Source organism: Vibrio gazogenes, assembly GCF_023920225.1.
Lineage (GTDB): Bacteria > Pseudomonadota > Gammaproteobacteria > Enterobacterales > Vibrionaceae > Vibrio > Vibrio gazogenes.
In genome coordinates this window covers 187,170-202,414 of record NZ_CP092587.1, presented here as the reverse complement: position 1 = coordinate 202,414, position 15,245 = coordinate 187,170, and the positions used below count along the sequence as shown (strand labels likewise).

Here is a 15,245-nt window from a genome sequence, read left to right as displayed (position 1 = left end):
CACTTATGACTACTTTTTAATCATTATGTCGATTACTTTTTAAACACGACGCGTCCCATCAACCAACAGCGCATCATCCCGCCACATCGGTGATGATCCCGTGGACTTTCAACCAGAAGTCTTCATCTAAATTTGTTGTTGATGGCGTGGCTTAATCGATATAAACAGAGAAGGATTTTCGAACGATGCGACATACTAAAACCATAGGTTCTCATCTTGTAGGACTACTTTTTACAACCATATTGCCTCTCGGACTATCTCAGTCGGCAATCGCAGCAACTATCCCAAATGGCACCATTTCACCGATTATTGATGTGAATTCAGGCTTATGTTTGGGAGTCAATAGTTCATCGAACAGTGCCGGTGCTCAGTTACAAATTCAGAATTGTAGCGGATCTGACTACCAAAAATGGCAAGTCAACCTTGATGCATCAAACTGGGCCACGATCAAAAACATGGGCAGTGGTCAGTGTATTGATGTCACCAATAATTCAGCCGAACCGGCAACCAACTTGCAACAGTGGGGCTGTAGTGGTGCCGAAAATCAGGCTTGGAATATCAGTGCCCAAGGCAATGGCCAATATGCGATTATTTCTAAATACAGCGGGTTGGCAGTCGATGTTTATGGCGCACGAAAAGCGAATGGTTCACGAGTCGTCCAATACACCTGGACCGGCGCAGATAATCAGCGTTGGACATTTCCTTCATCTTCATCGTCTTCCGGCTCAACCAATACCACCAATACACCGTTTGGTTTTGCCACTGGCACAACTGGTGGTGCAGGCGGTCAGGTCGTTACAGTCTCGACACCAAGCCAGCTTGAGAATGCGATTCGCGGCAATACTCCCAGAATTATCCGAGTCAACGGAATCATTGATTTTCGAGGGAACAGAACGACATCAGCCGGCTGTACCTATTCTGAAAACAACTGCCGCTATAATGGCAAACAAGAAAAAATCCTTGCCCGTTTAGGCTACTGTGATGGCCGTAACACCTATAACATTACCTACGATGCGGCCGGAGTAGAACCAATGCGCGTTGGTTCAAACAAAACAATTATCGGTATCGGCTCTCGCTCCGGAATTAAAGGTAAAGGCTTTTATCTCCGGGATGGTGTCTCGAACATTATCATCCGTAACCTGTCGATTACTGACATTAATGACGGGCTAGTGTGGGGCGGAGATGCCGTATCGCTCGATAATGCCAGCCGTATCTGGATTGACCACAATTATATCGCTCGAATCGGACGCCAGATGCTGGTGACCGGATTAGGGACGGCCAAACAAGTCACGATCTCAAACAACTACTTAGATGGCACGACCGATTACGGACACTATTGTAATGCCAAGCATTACTGGACCATGCTGCTGATTGCTGAAAATCAGACGATTACGATGGCAAACAACCGTATCCGAAATTCATCCGGAAGGGCGCCAAAAGTGGATGGTGGCATTGTACATATGGTCAACAATTACTTTGACGGTAACTATGCCGGGGGGTTACAGGGCGTGAATGCCTATATGGTGATGGAAGGAAACTACTACACACGTGGCAATAACTTCTCTCCGATTAGTTCTGTCAAATCCGGCACACTCTTCGCACCGCTCAGTGCGACACTCGGACAGGCAAATTCAAGTTGTTTCAATGTTCTCGGTCGCGCCTGTGTTGAGAACTATGATGAGAACGGACGACGCAACTTTGCCATCAGTGGCAATGTCATGAATGCTGTCAACTCGAATGGTAACTGGCGCTCAGGTCTTCAGACAACAAAACCTGTCAGTACGTCAACGGTCCGTAGCTTTAACTTCGGCCCGCAAGGCAATATCAATTAAGTGAACGAGGCTCAATCAGGTTGAATATCTCCGCCTGTTTGAGCACACAAATCAGAAGAAGGCGATGAAAAACGACAACTGACGTACAGCGTTTCGTTCGCTGTACGAACAGCCAAAAAGACTAAGGTTTTTCAATCAAATTCGGCCGCGGAATACACTCATGTTCATCATCAGCAAGCATGAGTAACTCTTGAATATAAACGCGGCCATTGCGGATTTTACCCAGAAAAGCCAGATAATTATCCAGACTGGAAAGCCGTTGAATCACAAAGCTCGGCAGCGTTTTATTAAACTCTACTTTTTCGTATTCCTGCCCGCTACAAGTCTCAAACGTCTCACCGTCCCAAACGCCCTGAATGAGCATCTGATCTTGTTTGTCTTGTTTTTTGACCGTCTCAACAATCGCCTCAGCTTGAGATTTATAATGCTCCAGTGTTTTTGACGTTAACGGGAAAACTTTATGGTTGACTCGATACTGTTGATAAACCGCATCCCCATTTTTATCAAAACGGACATGGACCTGAAAAGGCACCAATTCTTGTTTCCCTGAGGAACCAGAGATTTGTTCACCTTCACGGACAAGTTCTTTTAAGACACTATTTTCCCAGCGGTAGCTGGTTCGATACCAACCATCATGACGGGACTGAATATAGTCATCAGCAGCATGAGGGTGGTTAGATTCTTCAGTATACCAATACAGACTCGTCGCATCGCCCATTCGCTCACCACCGGAATAGTTTTCTAATGGTACAGACGTTGGTTTCTGAGAGGAGGAACAACCGAGCATAAGCCCGGAAAGGAGACAGGAAATAACAAACTTTTTCATAAAAAACTACGCCAAGAACACAAAACTGCCTTGGCGTAGAGTATAAATTAATTTACTGATTCTTTCAGCGCTTTTCCGGCAACGAATGCAGGAACGTTTGCCGCTGCGATTTGGATTTCATCACCAGTTTTTGGATTACGTCCAGTGCGTGCAGCACGATGATTGACTTTAAATGTACCAAAACCAATTAGTTGAACTTGGTCACCTGATTTCAGTGCCTCTTCAACTGCACCTAGAGTCGCTTCTAGAGCAGACTTTGCTTGCGCCTTAGAGAGATCTGCTTTTTCTGCAATAAAGTCGATTAATTGGGTCTTGTTCATTCGGTTTCCCTTCTAATATGTTATCGAACCTGACCAACTCTAAAGCATAAAGCCCCCGTCTGGCAAAGGTTTGTCGATGTTCTTTTGCTTATTTGATGAAAATTTAGCTATAAACTGAGCAACAACTCACAATTTTCATTGTCTGGGGATGACATTTTACTGCTGAAATCCGCAGAACAAGCCCGACCAATCAGGTCTGACAACTGTTCTGCCCTGATATTTCAGCCGAAAAATTTACTCATATTACCAATAATTCATGAACCCGATTTCTTATAAAAGGAACCACATCACTTTCAAACCATGGATGTTTTTTCAACCATAACGTATTCCTTGGCGAAGGGTGTGGTAACGGCACAGCATCAGGTAGCCAATGAGACCAGTTTTGTACCGTTTCAGTTAGCGTTTTGGGTTTATTCGGCAAATAGTAGTTTTGGGCGTACTGACCAATGAGCAATGTCAGCGCAATATTGGGTAACTCATCCAAAACACGCTGATGCCACAGTGGCGCACATTCCTTACGTGGTGGCAGATCACCGGAGCGCCCCTTCCCCGGATAACACAACCCCATTGGCATAATGGCGATTTGCCGCGCATCATAGAATGTATCCCGCTCAATGTTCAGCCAAGCTCTGAGTCGATCACCGCTTGGATCGTTCCATGGAATCGATGTCTGATGAACTCGAATACCGGGCGCTTGCCCGACAATGAGAATCCGGGCATCACGATGTGCACGAATGACTGGATTTGCACCGAGTGGTAAATCAGATTCACAAAGTCGACACTGACTGATTTGTTGTAATACGATATCTAACATCCGTCACCTGTGCTCACATCAGTAGCCTTTATTGAAATCCACAATATACTGTAAATCTCTCCCTTGCATCCATCGCATCAGGTTGTCGATAAAAACATCGACAATCTGTTCAGGGAAACTCATTGCCGCAATATGAGGGGTCAGGGTGATTTGTGGATGCAACCAAAAAGGATGAGACGTCTGCAGAGGTTCAGTCACAAAAACATCCAGAAATGCATGTTGGATTGCACCGGCTTCTATCGCTGCCGGCAAATCCTCCTCTTGCAAGGTATTTCCCCGCCCGACATTGAATAATAACGCCTGACGACAGTTTTTCAGCATCTCAAGATTCAGTAATGATTCCGTCGCCTGAGTATTCGGTAAAGTGCTGACCACCGCATCAGCTAACGCCAACGCTTTCTCAATATCATCTATCGCATAGACGTCATGAAATAGACTTTGTTCAGGTGGCTTGCCCGTTCGATTCACACCAATCACGATCAGCCCCATGTGACGAGCCGCCTGAGCAAGAAAAGTAGCAATATTACCGGTACCGAGAATGACCATTGTCTTCCCGCTCAACCGTTCATACGGATGTGGCCGCCAAGACTGCTGCTGTTGCTGCTGCCGGTAGCAGTTAAAATGTCGATAGTGTGCAATCATATAGCCAAGCACATATTCAGCAATGGCCTGACCAAAAATCCCTTTTACATTTGTCAGTCGGTAGTCCTGCCGTCCGCCCGCTTGAACGAGCGAATCAACGCCGGCAAATGTTGACTGTAACCAGCCAAGTGCTGGAAAGTCATCGATCACTTTGGCAGCCAACGGTGGTGCTGCCAGTAAAATCGTCGCGTCCTGTGCCTGTTGCGTTAATCGTAACTCTGGAATTTGTTTTGCTTCAATCAGAGTACGGTATGTATCATCCTGTCCGGTGAGCAGATAAAGATTATGTGTCATGTGCTCATTCACTGCCTTGTGATCATTTTATAGTGATTCATCATACATAATATTCAAACACGAATCATTGCCATGTACCGCTCGTTTGAGGGGAATGGAGGAATGGAGGAATGGAGGAATGGAGGAATGGAGGAATGGAGAGAAGTATGTCAGGCTAGCCTGTACATGCATTATCAAGTACACTGCCGAGGTCTTATTTCGGAGCACCAGTCAACATGCTACAAAACCCAGTTCAGCTACGTCTGCAGAAGCTTACCCCTTGGCAACAAATCACTTTTATGGCTTGCCTGTGTGAACGTATGTATCCCAATTACGCAATGTTTTGCGAGCACACCGCGTTTGCTGCTCATGCAACATATCGACAAATTTTGGATACGGTGTGGGAGTCGCTCACAGTCAAAAGCGCCAAGATAGACTTCGAGCGTCAACTCGAGAAATTGGAAGAATTGATTCCATCACAGGACACATTCGATGTTTATGCGGTTTATCCGGCAATCGATGCCTGTGAAGCACTGGCAACACTCTTACATGGCCTGTTAGACAGAGAGCAACTCACAGAAGCACTCCAACAAATCAGTACAATTTCAGTGAACACAGTGATGCAACTGGAAGAAGCGCAAACAGATTTAGCAATCACCAATGAGAATCAAAAGCAAAATGAAGCGGTTTGTGCAGAGTGGGATGTGCAATGGGCCATTTTCAGAGCCCTGAAAGAAGCAGAAGAGCGGGATATTGAGCTGATAAAATCCCTCAGAGATGAATTGAGAGAAGAACGAGTATCAAATATTGGGGTGAGTCTGTAGCAACCCACATCCCCGATATTTGAACGTCAGAGATAGGTTAATAGGCTCCATCTCGACGAAACACAACGTGAACGGTTTTAAATAAAATGACAATATCGTTCCAAAGCGACCAGTTTTTGACATACCAACAATCTAAGTAAACCCGGGTCTTATAATCCGTGTCGCTCCGTCCGCTAACTTGCCAAAGCCCGGATACACCCGGCTTGGCGCACAGGTAATAGTCCGCATCATCTCCATAGCGTTGTAGCTCTTCATCGATAATAGGTCTTGGCCCGACCAAGCTCATTTCGCCTTTCAGTACATTCCATAACTGCGGTAATTCATCCAGACTGGTCTCACGCAAGAAACGGCCAATTGAGGTAACCCGCGGATCTTGTTTTAATTTAAACCATTGATCCCACTCAGCCTTCGCTGCCGGATCGGTTGCTAACAGTTCATCCAGCAACTCTTGAGAATTCATCACCATCGAACGAAATTTCAGACAGTTGAATTTTTTACCGTTCAGTCCGATACGTTCATGCCCGTAAGTCACGGAACCACCGTCACGTGAGACTCTCCAAGCAATAAATAAGAAAAATGGTGCGAGTAACACGAGTAATGTTGCAGAACCCACAATATCGAACAAACGTTTAACAAAGCGTGAAGATTTACGCGGCAGATTATTCTTCAATCGTAACATCATGACTTCATGGCTAAAGAAATGGGAGATATCAGTGCCATAAAGGGGAACACCACGCAAGGCTGGGACGATGGAAATGTCACGAATACCTCGTTTATACAATTCACGAATCCAGCACTCTCTCAACCCGCTTTGGTCTTTTTCCAGTGCAATAAATACCTTGTGGAACTCATTCGAACTCTGGAAAAAATCAGCTCGGCTAATATAAGAAATTCCAAAAACTTCATCAGTTCTAGCTTCCCCTGAAGGCTCAACCACAGCGAGAACTTCAAACCCGGTTGAGGGTTCACTTTCTATCGCCAAGAGCACATCTTTCGCATTTTCAGCATCACCAATAATGACACAAGGCATTTTCCAAATATTTGCTTTATTCAGTAAGAATTTCGCTAAATAGCGTAAAGAAGGAAGCAAAATGAAAACAAATAGCCATGTCATCCACCATTGTCTCACAGAATAGTTTTGGCCAAAAATGGCACTGATGGAGATAGAGACCAGAGCCATAACCGACAACGTCACCAATACATCTTTTAACTCATCCCAAAAAGGCTTTCGATAACTGTAATGACGCTTGCTTCCCCAAAACCAAAGGATCGCCATCACTCCTAACAAAAGAAATGTAGCAATCTGCCATCCCAAAATACCTGTTCTCTGAACAAGAATAATCTGATGTTTTTCAAAAACATTAACCAACAAGATTGAAGTAAAAAATGATAATACATCAGACGCAATGAGCGTCAGCTTATTCACTTTCATTTTCATTGAGAAGTGAGATTGCTTTACAAGTAACTCTCGAGCCGGTGATGTAATATGTTCCATAGAGTGACACTAATCCTGTGAGACGAGCAGTATAAAAATTATATGCTATAAACAAACTGGTTGCTGTTTTTCGAGTTGGTTTCTATTCAATTCTGCTAACAGACACTCAAAATATATCCATAGTTATCAATATGGACTGTGATTTTTTTAAAATAAACATATGTTTATTTAAAAATAATATCATCATTATAAATTAATTAGAGATAACAATAATAAAAATTAAATAAAAGATATACTGTTTACATTAATATAGTATTAACCCTTCCTTAATAAGGTGAGTATATCTGTAGTTTTATTTTCCATCAGAGAGGAATTTGCTTTTGATTCAACATTTAAACGGACAACCGGTTCAGTATTTGAATATCGCAAATTAAACCGCCAGTCAACAAATTCCATACTAATACCATCCGTTTCATCAACAACTCGTGCATCATCCTTAAAAGCATTCCTGATCCGAGTAATTGCCTCAATAGGATTATCTAATTTAGAATTAATTTCTCCTGAAGAGGGATAAGCTAAAATTGTTTTCTGTACTGTTTGAGAAAGTCTCATTTCTTTTACACAAAGCAGTTCAGCAATTAATAACCACGGTATCATGCCACTATCACAATATCCGAAAGTTTTAAAATAGTGATGAGCACTCATCTCACCACCATAGATCGCATCTTCACGACGCATCCGCTCTTTAATAAAAGCATGACCCGTTTTAGAAAGTATTGGGACTCCTCCAGCTCGTTGGACGACATCAATAGTATTCCAGAATAATCGAGGGTCATGAATGATCTTACTACCGGGGTGTTTCTTCAGGAATGCTTCAGCCAGTAAACCGACAATATAGTACCCTTCGATAAATGCCCCTGTTTCATCAAACAGAAAGCAACGGTCAAAATCCCCATCCCATGCAATCCCAAAATCAGCCTGGTGCTCAACCACAGCCTTTGATGTATCTGCTCGACACTCAGGTAACAGGGGATTCGGGATGCCATTCGGGAAGTTGCCGTCAGCTTCATGATGTACTTTGACAAAAGTCACCGGAATATTTAAATCCTGAAACCGTCGCTCAATTTCATCAATCACATGTCCAGCAGCACCGTTACCGGAGTTGACCACAATCTTCAGTGGTCGAAAGTTTTCAGGGAAAATATAAGTCATCAAATGATCAACATAAGAAGACAAATGATCTTGTTTACGATAAACACCACACTTTTCCACCGGAGAAAACTCATTCTGTTCCGCTAACTGCTGGATTTCTCTTAAGCCACTATTACCGCTAATCGGTCTCGCACCTTCACGAACCAGCTTCATCCCGTTGTAATCCATCGGATTGTGGCTCGCTGTCACTTCAATACCACCATCAACTGGCAATGATTGAGCTGCGAAGTAGATTTCTTCCGTTCCGGTCATCCCGATATCAATCACATCGACACCGCCATCTTGCAAACCGTTGGCTAGCGCCATCTTCAGTGATTCAGAACTTAAACGGACATCGCCACCAATAACAATACATTGAGGATGAAGATGTTCGGCATAGGCTCTGCCTATGCGATAAGCAATATCTTCATTCAGTTCATCTCCCAATCGTCCCCGAATATCATAAGCTTTAAAACAAGTGAGTGACTGCATTAATACCCAACCCCATATGAATCCAAACGAATAATATCGTCTTCTGCTAAATAACTACCACTGCGAACCTCGATAATTTCCAGCGGTACTTTACCAGGATTTTCAAATGCATGTGGGGCACCAATCGGAATATAGGTCGATTCATTTTCACTGACGAGATAACTTTTATCACCATTATATACTTTGGCAGTACCGGAAACGACAATCCAATGCTCCGCCCGGTGATAATGCATTTGTGTTGCAGTACGCTGACCAGGTTTTACCATTACTTTTTTGACCAGATAGCGCTCACCCTCAGCAATCTCATCATGGGATCCCCATGGACGAAGTACTTCCCGATGGCGCAAGTGTTCGCAACGGTCCGTATCTTTCAATTGCTCGACGATCTGCTTAACCAGTTGAACCTTCTCTTTGTTGGCAACCAGAACCGCATCTTTTGTCTCAACAATAACCACCCCATCCACACCGACAGCTGCGACTAATCGATCTTCAGAGTAAATATAACTATTGCTTGTCTGTTCAATCAGGACATCACCACGTGACGTATTACCGTCCTGATCTTTACGATTCACTTCCCAAAGCGATGACCAACTGCCGACATCACTCCAACCGGCATCCATAGGAATAACAGCGGCACTTTGCGTATTTTCCATCACCGCATAATCAATTGACTCGTCCGGGCAGCTCATGAATTCATCTGCATTGATTCTAATAAAATCTAGGTCAAGACGGCTTTGCATAAAAGCAGTTTCGCAAGCTGTGAAAATATCTGGTCGAAAGCGGCGCAATTCTTCAAGATAGCAAGATGCCTTAAACAAGAACATGCCACTATTCCACAAATAACCACCAACCTGCAGATAGTGTTCAGCGGTTGATAAATCGGGTTTCTCGATAAATTCTGCGACTTCAAAACCAGCAGTTGGCAAAGGTTCCCCTTGCAGGATATAACCGTACCCAGTATGAGGTTTTGTGGGAACAATACCAAAGGTCACCAATTTCCCTTGTTCTGCCAGCGGTACAGCTCTCTCAACTACATCGACAAACCGTTTTGAATCCTGAATCACGTGATCTGCTGCAAGAATCAACAATAACGGGTCATCACCATTTTGCAATGCTTTCAGTGCAGCAAGTGCAATCGCAGGAGCCGTATTTCTCCCCACGGGTTCTAATATGATCCCGCTATGTGACATTTCACAACTCCGCAATTGCTCAGCAACAATAAAACGATGCTCTTCATTGCATATAAATAGAGGATCGGACTTGGCGAGTGTGTCCAGACGATGCACCGTATCTTGCAACATGGTCTGTTCAGATACGAGTGACAAAAATTGTTTTGGGTAAGCCGTCCGAGAGAGCGGCCAGAGTCGACTGCCCGCTCCACCGCACATAATGACAGGAAGGATCATCTATTTATAACCTTTTCAAGAATAGTTCAGAGCTAATTAGCAGAAAACTGTTAACGTTGTTTCTGTGACCAATAAGCTTTGTGCATACTCAGCTTCAATCTTAGTGAATGAGGAACGCTCTTATAATTCTTTCCTAATTTATAACCAATGATTTTGCATAGATTCGTAATACAAGCTCTAGGGATCCAAAGTGGCGCATGCTTCAACAGATACTTCAATTCGGAGATAATAAAGCGTTTTCCTTCGCCACCGGCCCCACCAAATTCTTGCTGGATCCAAGGCTCAGTTGCATGGTATACACCAATATCAAAATATCGCCTCAACTCTTGCATCAACGTATAGTTATGAGAATGCTTAACACAGGCTTTATCAGCGTAAGCAATTTTATATCCGTTCAAGATCATCTTTGCGGCCAGATACATATCTTCACCAAAAATAACATCATTAGGAAAACCACCTAATGATCTCAATGCAGAGGCTCGGTATGCGGCAAAAGAGTTGGATAAAAATACAGTTTTAAGGCCATAAGCTTGGCTATCTTTTTTAGATACAACCCTGCTTTGTTCAGGATAATTAAATAAACGAAGATGTCGAGCAATAGGATTAGCATCATCATGAGGGAGCTGCCGTCCACAGACAGCTGCGACAGAATTATCCGCAAATGGCTTAATCATTTCCGCAATGGACTCTTTAGATACAAGCAAGGCATCTTGAGTCATGAATAAAAAAATATCATCATCAGATAAACTCAACGATAGGTTTCTGGTTCCACCATGATTAAAATCTTCTTTTTTTATTTCAATCACCTGAAATGCCGTACTTTCTATTAGAACTCTTGTTTGGTCAGAAGATGCAGAATCTATACAAAAAAGTCGAATCGGTTCGTATATCGCGCACTGATGATAAAGAGAGATCCAGTTAGACCACAACGCTCCTGCATTATATGTAGGAACAAATATAGAAACTTTAGTCATTCATCACCTTTAAAGGAAACATTCACTTCCATTTCTCTTATCTTTTTCACAATATCATCCGTTTTAATCGATCTCATACAAATATATTCATATTCCTTTCCTATACACTTCGGTTTATTATAACAAGGATAGTGTTCGCAATTACTTCCTCCACCAAAAACTTCTACCATAGGAGGCGCCCATACTCTTGAATCATTAGCACCATTAAGCATAATTAAATTCGGTACATTCATCATATATGCTGCATGTATAGAAAAACTATCAAGTCCTATAAAAACAGTTACACATTTCAATGTTTCTAAAAACTCATCAATACCTTTGGCAACAATGAATATTTTTTTCTTTACACTTGAGAAAGCACAATCTAATTCATCTCTTTCACTTGGAGAACAAAAAACAATAACTTTCCTCTCCTCAGTTCCGAACTGTTCAATTAATTGAATCCAATTTTCATACTCCCAAAACTTGCTTCTTTGACTTGCATAAGGATGGATAGCAATTATATTGAATGAGTAATCCATTGATTGTATTATGTTTTCTGTTGAATCTGACCCACCAAATAACTTGAATTTAATATATTTCTGAACTTGATAAATATTCAATATGTTTTTCGGTATTTCTATATACTTATCTACAAAAATATGGAAACCAGAACGAATTATACTGTTGACAGGATGTGATTCATACCACTTCACTGAAATGTTTTCTTTTGAACCAATTGACCAACCTAAAAAATTCTCTCTGAAATCACCGATATTATTGAATACCATATCATAGTTATATTTTCTCAGATTCAATATTCGTTTAAGAAGACTTATTGCATTAATTATATTAAACTTCTTAGAAGTTCCCATTGGAAAATTTTCCGTATATATCTTATGAATACATTTACAATGACGAAAAATTGGAATAAACTCCTTTCGAGTTAGGACATCAATATACAAATTATCAGTATTTATATTTTCAATTAGATGAGTAATAATTACACTATCACCAAAGTTTCTAGCTGAAATTATGAGAATTTTCATTATTTCCTCTTTTCATTAGCATTCTTAATCATTCACTCGAAAGTGACCTTTCCCACATTGGCAGCTACAATACATCCTTTCTTTTGCATTAATTTATTTTCTTTTTCATAATTAAATTATTAGAATAAATTAAGAAAAATAAGAACATCATGTTAGGAAGTGAATACATTGACATAGTATAGAAGTTAATAAAAAATCCGATAAATATATTATAATACGTAACCATAATTGTATATTTAATAATATCATTACTATATTTTCTTATCATTTTCACATAGATACTTGAAACAATCCCCGAAAAGAACGGAACTAAAACCACACCTACATAACCAAAAGATACAAAACCCCAAACAGGACTTAATAATCTTAATCCCCCAGAAGCTAAACCATTAATATCAGCTCCATCATTAACTACATGAAGGGTATATACGGATGGATTCCACTGATAAGCTCCTGGTACAAGCCCTCCCCAGAAAGTCATTCCATATGTATACTCTTTTTCAACTAAAAATTTTCTTAGGAAAGTAAGCTGATCAAATAGATCTGGGGCTCCAAGGAGAATAGCTCTCAGATCGATTCCTCCTGTCATGTTTACTCCTATTCCTAAGATAGCAGAAAGAGCAGATCCAAATATAAATATTAGAATATAAATAAATATATATACAACCAAATACATTCGTCCCTTGAATGCAGAAATAATCATCAATGCAGACAAAACACCGGAAGCAAATGAAACTCTTTGTAAAGTTAACGCCAAAACAATTAAGGATATAAAAACCCAAAAAGATAAAATCAAATTGAATTTCTTATATAGAAGCACAATAGATATAGGAATTAGAATAGGAATCAACTGACTAGATAATCTGTATAAAATTGCTATTCTCATATATTTGTCATGATATTCTCCTCTGAAAAACTTTGCATTTAAAGGATCTGCAGCAAACATCGGTACAAAGCCCATAATAATAAACGATATTATCATACCAACACAAGAAATAACCAGTAGATATAATACATATTTTCTTAACATGTTGGTATACTGTGAACTACTAATATATGATGCTGTTGGATACAACCCAAATGATATCATGGGAATATATCGACCAAGTAGAATACCAATTAAAAAGCTAACACCTCCAAAAAAAATCATATAGGAATAAACTTCATATACATTATCAATTGAGTAGAAGTAATTTCCAAAAATAATAACTGGAATAAAAAATGATACTAAGACACTAGGAATAGGTCCTATCCACAAAATATTTTTCCTACTCATCCACGAAAAAAAAACTGAAAATTTCAGAAGAAAAATACCCGTTAATAACATTAAATCACATTTAATTTCGTCCATATATTTTTTTTAACTTTAAAAACAAAACAGGTGATAATCTATATAAAATTTCTTTTATCTTATACTTTATAACCTCTCTAAAAAAGAGAAGCAAAGGGATTTTATAATCATTGTTTCTAGATAATTTAACCAACTCATATATTTGTTGATTTGCCATTTTAGGATTCGATGAAACACCACCATCCAGCATTCGATCAATGCAATAATCAATATAAAAAAATTCTGTTATTCTCTTACATTTCAGAAGAAAATCAGAATCAGCAGCTATTTTATAGCTAGTATCAAATTTACCTATTTCTTTAAATAAACTACAATGATGATAGACTTCCGGATGCATAGGTAACATGGGTCTCATTCCTTGCCACTTATTTTTCATTTCATGCCAAGGAATTCCACGCTCACAAATCACCTCTCTGGTTACTTCAGAAATCAAACAAATCTTTCCATAGATAATTCGGTGTTCACGCACGGAAACCAAGCTCATCACAGAAGCAACATATGACAGAGTATCTTTAGAATACAATTCATCCCCTGCACCTAAAAACTGAACCCATTCACCTTTGATATATGGCAATGCTTTATTCCAGGCATCGTAGATCCCAGAATCCGGTTCACTAAACCAATAGTCTATCACATCCTCATTTTGTTTAAGAATCTCAACCGTGCCATCCTTTGATGCACCATCGGCAATAATCCACTGAATATTCGGATAACTTTGAGCTCGGATAGATTCTATAGTCCAATGCAAGTCCTTTGCTGCATTAAAGGTAGAGGTAATAATAGTAATCAGCGGCTGTTTAGGAGACCCTTGTTTGACACCATAAGTCAATTCTCTCCCACCTTCCATGCAATCTTGTAACACCTAAATACCTCTCAATTCTTGCTGATGTTCGATAAACCACTGATAAGCATTACTTAAACCATTCTCAAGATCAATTTGAGCCTGCCAACCCAGAGTTTTCAGCCGATCAACACTCATAAGCTTACGAGGTGTTCCATCTGGTTTCGTCGGATCAGTTGTTATTTTCCCCTTAAACCCCACGACTTTTGCAATCGTTTGAGCAAGTTCCAGAATCGTACAATCCTGTCCGGTTCCCACATTGATATGACTGAGCATCGGCTGGGTATTTTTTTGATAAACAGAATCATCCAGATTCATAACAAAAACACAGGCCTCAGCCATATCATCTACATGTAGAAACTCTCTTTTCGGTGAGCCGGTTCCCCAAATCACAACTTCCGCCAACCCGGATAGTTTTGCTTCATGAATACGACGAATTAATGCAGGAACGACATGACTATTCTCGGGGTGATAGTTATCTCCCGGGCCATAAAGATTGGTTGGCATCACACTGCGGTAATCTACACCATATTGACGATTGTACGACTCACACAATTTGATACCGGTAATTTTAGCAATTGCATAAGGCTCATTCGTCGGCTCAAGATAGCCATTCAGAAGCTCCGACTCCGACATCGGCTGTGCAGCTAACTTTGGATAAATACAAGAAGAGCCAAGAAACAGCAACTTATTAACCCCATTCGCATACGCCTGATGAATTACATTCGTTTCAATCATCAAATTATCGTAAATAAAATCAGCCGGATATGTATTGTTCGCGTGAATCCCACCGACTTTAGCCGCTGCCAAATAGACTTCATCGATCTGCTGCTCAGCGAAAAAAGCCGCAACTTGAGCCTGATTTCTTAAATCCAATTCTTTAGAGGAACGGGTGACAATATCTTGATATCCTCGACGCTGTAATTGACGAACAATTGCACGGCCAACCATACCATTGTGGCCAGCGACAAAGATTCGGGCATTTAAGTTCGTCAT

The 15,245-nt window shown here is 40.8% G+C and carries 14 protein-coding genes; 2 read left to right on the top strand and 12 right to left on the bottom strand.

Translation table 11 applies throughout. The features are described 5' to 3' along the window. The first annotated feature begins 185 nt into the window (after positions 1-185). Positions 186-1,832: an RICIN domain-containing protein gene (locus tag MKS89_RS00895; RefSeq protein WP_072960458.1), complete on the top strand. Its 1,647-nt coding sequence runs from the start codon at positions 186-188 to the stop codon at positions 1,830-1,832. A gap of 121 nt (positions 1,833-1,953) precedes the next feature. Here MKS89_RS00895 and MKS89_RS00890 read toward each other — a convergent pair whose 3' ends face one another. From MKS89_RS00890 to MKS89_RS00875, 4 genes are all read right to left on the bottom strand, one after another. Then, on the bottom strand, positions 1,954-2,658 hold the full coding sequence (locus MKS89_RS00890) for a DUF1481 domain-containing protein (protein WP_072960456.1): 705 nt from the start codon (positions 2,656-2,658) through the stop codon (positions 1,954-1,956). A gap of 47 nt (positions 2,659-2,705) precedes the next feature. After that, positions 2,706-2,978 carry a nucleoid-associated protein HU-alpha gene (gene hupA / locus MKS89_RS00885; RefSeq protein WP_072960454.1) on the bottom strand — a complete coding sequence of 91 codons (273 nt, stop codon included), beginning with the start codon at positions 2,976-2,978 and terminating at the stop codon, positions 2,706-2,708. 238 nt (positions 2,979-3,216) lie between these two features. Beyond that, the gene (locus MKS89_RS00880; RefSeq protein WP_072960451.1) at positions 3,217-3,792 is read right to left on the bottom strand and encodes a uracil-DNA glycosylase family protein; all 576 of its coding nucleotides are present in this window, start codon (positions 3,790-3,792) and stop codon (positions 3,217-3,219) included. Between the two features lie 18 nt (positions 3,793-3,810). Then, positions 3,811-4,728 (bottom strand): D-2-hydroxyacid dehydrogenase, encoded by a 918-nt coding sequence (locus MKS89_RS00875; protein WP_072960449.1) that lies wholly within the window; start codon positions 4,726-4,728, stop codon positions 3,811-3,813. A 215-nt stretch (positions 4,729-4,943) separates the two neighbouring features. Here MKS89_RS00875 and MKS89_RS00870 point away from each other — a divergent pair, with 215 nt between their 5' ends. Then, entirely contained in the window at positions 4,944-5,531 is a 588-nt protein-coding gene (locus MKS89_RS00870; protein WP_072960446.1) for a YjaG family protein, read from the top strand. 37 nt (positions 5,532-5,568) lie between these two features. On the opposite strand, the gene wbaP is transcribed toward MKS89_RS00870, so the two are convergent. The 8 genes from wbaP to fcl all read right to left on the bottom strand — a co-directional run bounded on the left by wbaP (position 5,569) and on the right by fcl (position 15,245). Then, complete coding sequence (wbaP, locus tag MKS89_RS00865; RefSeq protein WP_072960443.1) at positions 5,569-7,026, bottom strand: undecaprenyl-phosphate galactose phosphotransferase WbaP; 1,458 nt, start codon at positions 7,024-7,026, stop codon at positions 5,569-5,571. Positions 7,027-7,281: 255 nt separating this feature from the next. After that, entirely contained in the window at positions 7,282-8,649 is a 1,368-nt protein-coding gene (gene cpsG / locus MKS89_RS00860) for a phosphomannomutase CpsG (RefSeq protein ID WP_072960440.1), read from the bottom strand. Further along, positions 8,649-10,055, bottom strand: coding sequence for a mannose-1-phosphate guanylyltransferase/mannose-6-phosphate isomerase (locus tag MKS89_RS00855; protein ID WP_072960438.1), 1,407 nt, complete (start codon positions 10,053-10,055; stop codon positions 8,649-8,651). The genes cpsG and MKS89_RS00855 overlap by 1 nt, the downstream gene beginning before the upstream one ends. Positions 10,056-10,105: 50 nt before the next feature. Next, positions 10,106-11,029, bottom strand: a complete 924-nt coding sequence (locus MKS89_RS00850) for a glycosyltransferase family 2 protein (RefSeq protein ID WP_072960436.1) — start codon at positions 11,027-11,029, stop codon at positions 10,106-10,108. Further along, positions 11,026-12,057: a glycosyltransferase family 9 protein gene (locus tag MKS89_RS00845; RefSeq protein WP_072960434.1), complete on the bottom strand. Its 1,032-nt coding sequence runs from the start codon at positions 12,055-12,057 to the stop codon at positions 11,026-11,028. Before MKS89_RS00845 ends, MKS89_RS00850 begins: the two co-directional genes overlap by 4 nt. An 88-nt stretch (positions 12,058-12,145) precedes the next feature. Next, the gene (locus MKS89_RS00840) at positions 12,146-13,408 is read right to left on the bottom strand and encodes an oligosaccharide repeat unit polymerase (RefSeq protein ID WP_072960431.1); all 1,263 of its coding nucleotides are present in this window, start codon (positions 13,406-13,408) and stop codon (positions 12,146-12,148) included. After that, positions 13,395-14,270 carry a glycosyltransferase family 2 protein gene (locus MKS89_RS00835; RefSeq protein ID WP_131814915.1) on the bottom strand — a complete coding sequence of 292 codons (876 nt, stop codon included), beginning with the start codon at positions 14,268-14,270 and terminating at the stop codon, positions 13,395-13,397. The genes MKS89_RS00840 and MKS89_RS00835 overlap by 14 nt, the downstream gene beginning before the upstream one ends. After that, positions 14,271-15,245 carry a GDP-L-fucose synthase gene (gene fcl / locus MKS89_RS00830; protein ID WP_072960427.1) on the bottom strand — a complete coding sequence of 325 codons (975 nt, stop codon included), beginning with the start codon at positions 15,243-15,245 and terminating at the stop codon, positions 14,271-14,273.

What these genes read in the sequence shown, in the direction of transcription:
- MKS89_RS00840 (WP_072960431.1), bottom strand. Translation starts at nt 13,408, where the DNA reads ATGGACGAAATTAAATGTGATTTAATGTTATTAACGGGTATTTTTCTT.
- hupA (WP_072960454.1), bottom strand. Translation starts at nt 2,978, where the DNA reads ATGAACAAGACCCAATTAATCGACTTTATTGCAGAAAAAGCAGATCTC.
- MKS89_RS00880 (WP_072960451.1), bottom strand. Translation starts at nt 3,792, where the DNA reads ATGTTAGATATCGTATTACAACAAATCAGTCAGTGTCGACTTTGTGAA.
- fcl (WP_072960427.1), bottom strand. Translation starts at nt 15,245, where the DNA reads ATGACGAACTTAAATGCCCGAATCTTTGTCGCTGGCCACAATGGTATG.
- wbaP (WP_072960443.1), bottom strand. Translation starts at nt 7,026, where the DNA reads ATGGAACATATTACATCACCGGCTCGAGAGTTACTTGTAAAGCAATCT.
- MKS89_RS00890 (WP_072960456.1), bottom strand. Translation starts at nt 2,658, where the DNA reads ATGAAAAAGTTTGTTATTTCCTGTCTCCTTTCCGGGCTTATGCTCGGT.
- MKS89_RS00850 (WP_072960436.1), bottom strand. Translation starts at nt 11,029, where the DNA reads ATGACTAAAGTTTCTATATTTGTTCCTACATATAATGCAGGAGCGTTG.
- cpsG (WP_072960440.1), bottom strand. Translation starts at nt 8,649, where the DNA reads ATGCAGTCACTCACTTGTTTTAAAGCTTATGATATTCGGGGACGATTG.
- MKS89_RS00855 (WP_072960438.1), bottom strand. Translation starts at nt 10,055, where the DNA reads ATGATCCTTCCTGTCATTATGTGCGGTGGAGCGGGCAGTCGACTCTGG.
- MKS89_RS00870 (WP_072960446.1), top strand. Translation starts at nt 4,944, where the DNA reads ATGCTACAAAACCCAGTTCAGCTACGTCTGCAGAAGCTTACCCCTTGG.
- MKS89_RS00875 (WP_072960449.1), bottom strand. Translation starts at nt 4,728, where the DNA reads ATGACACATAATCTTTATCTGCTCACCGGACAGGATGATACATACCGT.
- MKS89_RS00895 (WP_072960458.1), top strand. Translation starts at nt 186, where the DNA reads ATGCGACATACTAAAACCATAGGTTCTCATCTTGTAGGACTACTTTTT.
- MKS89_RS00845 (WP_072960434.1), bottom strand. Translation starts at nt 12,057, where the DNA reads ATGAAAATTCTCATAATTTCAGCTAGAAACTTTGGTGATAGTGTAATT.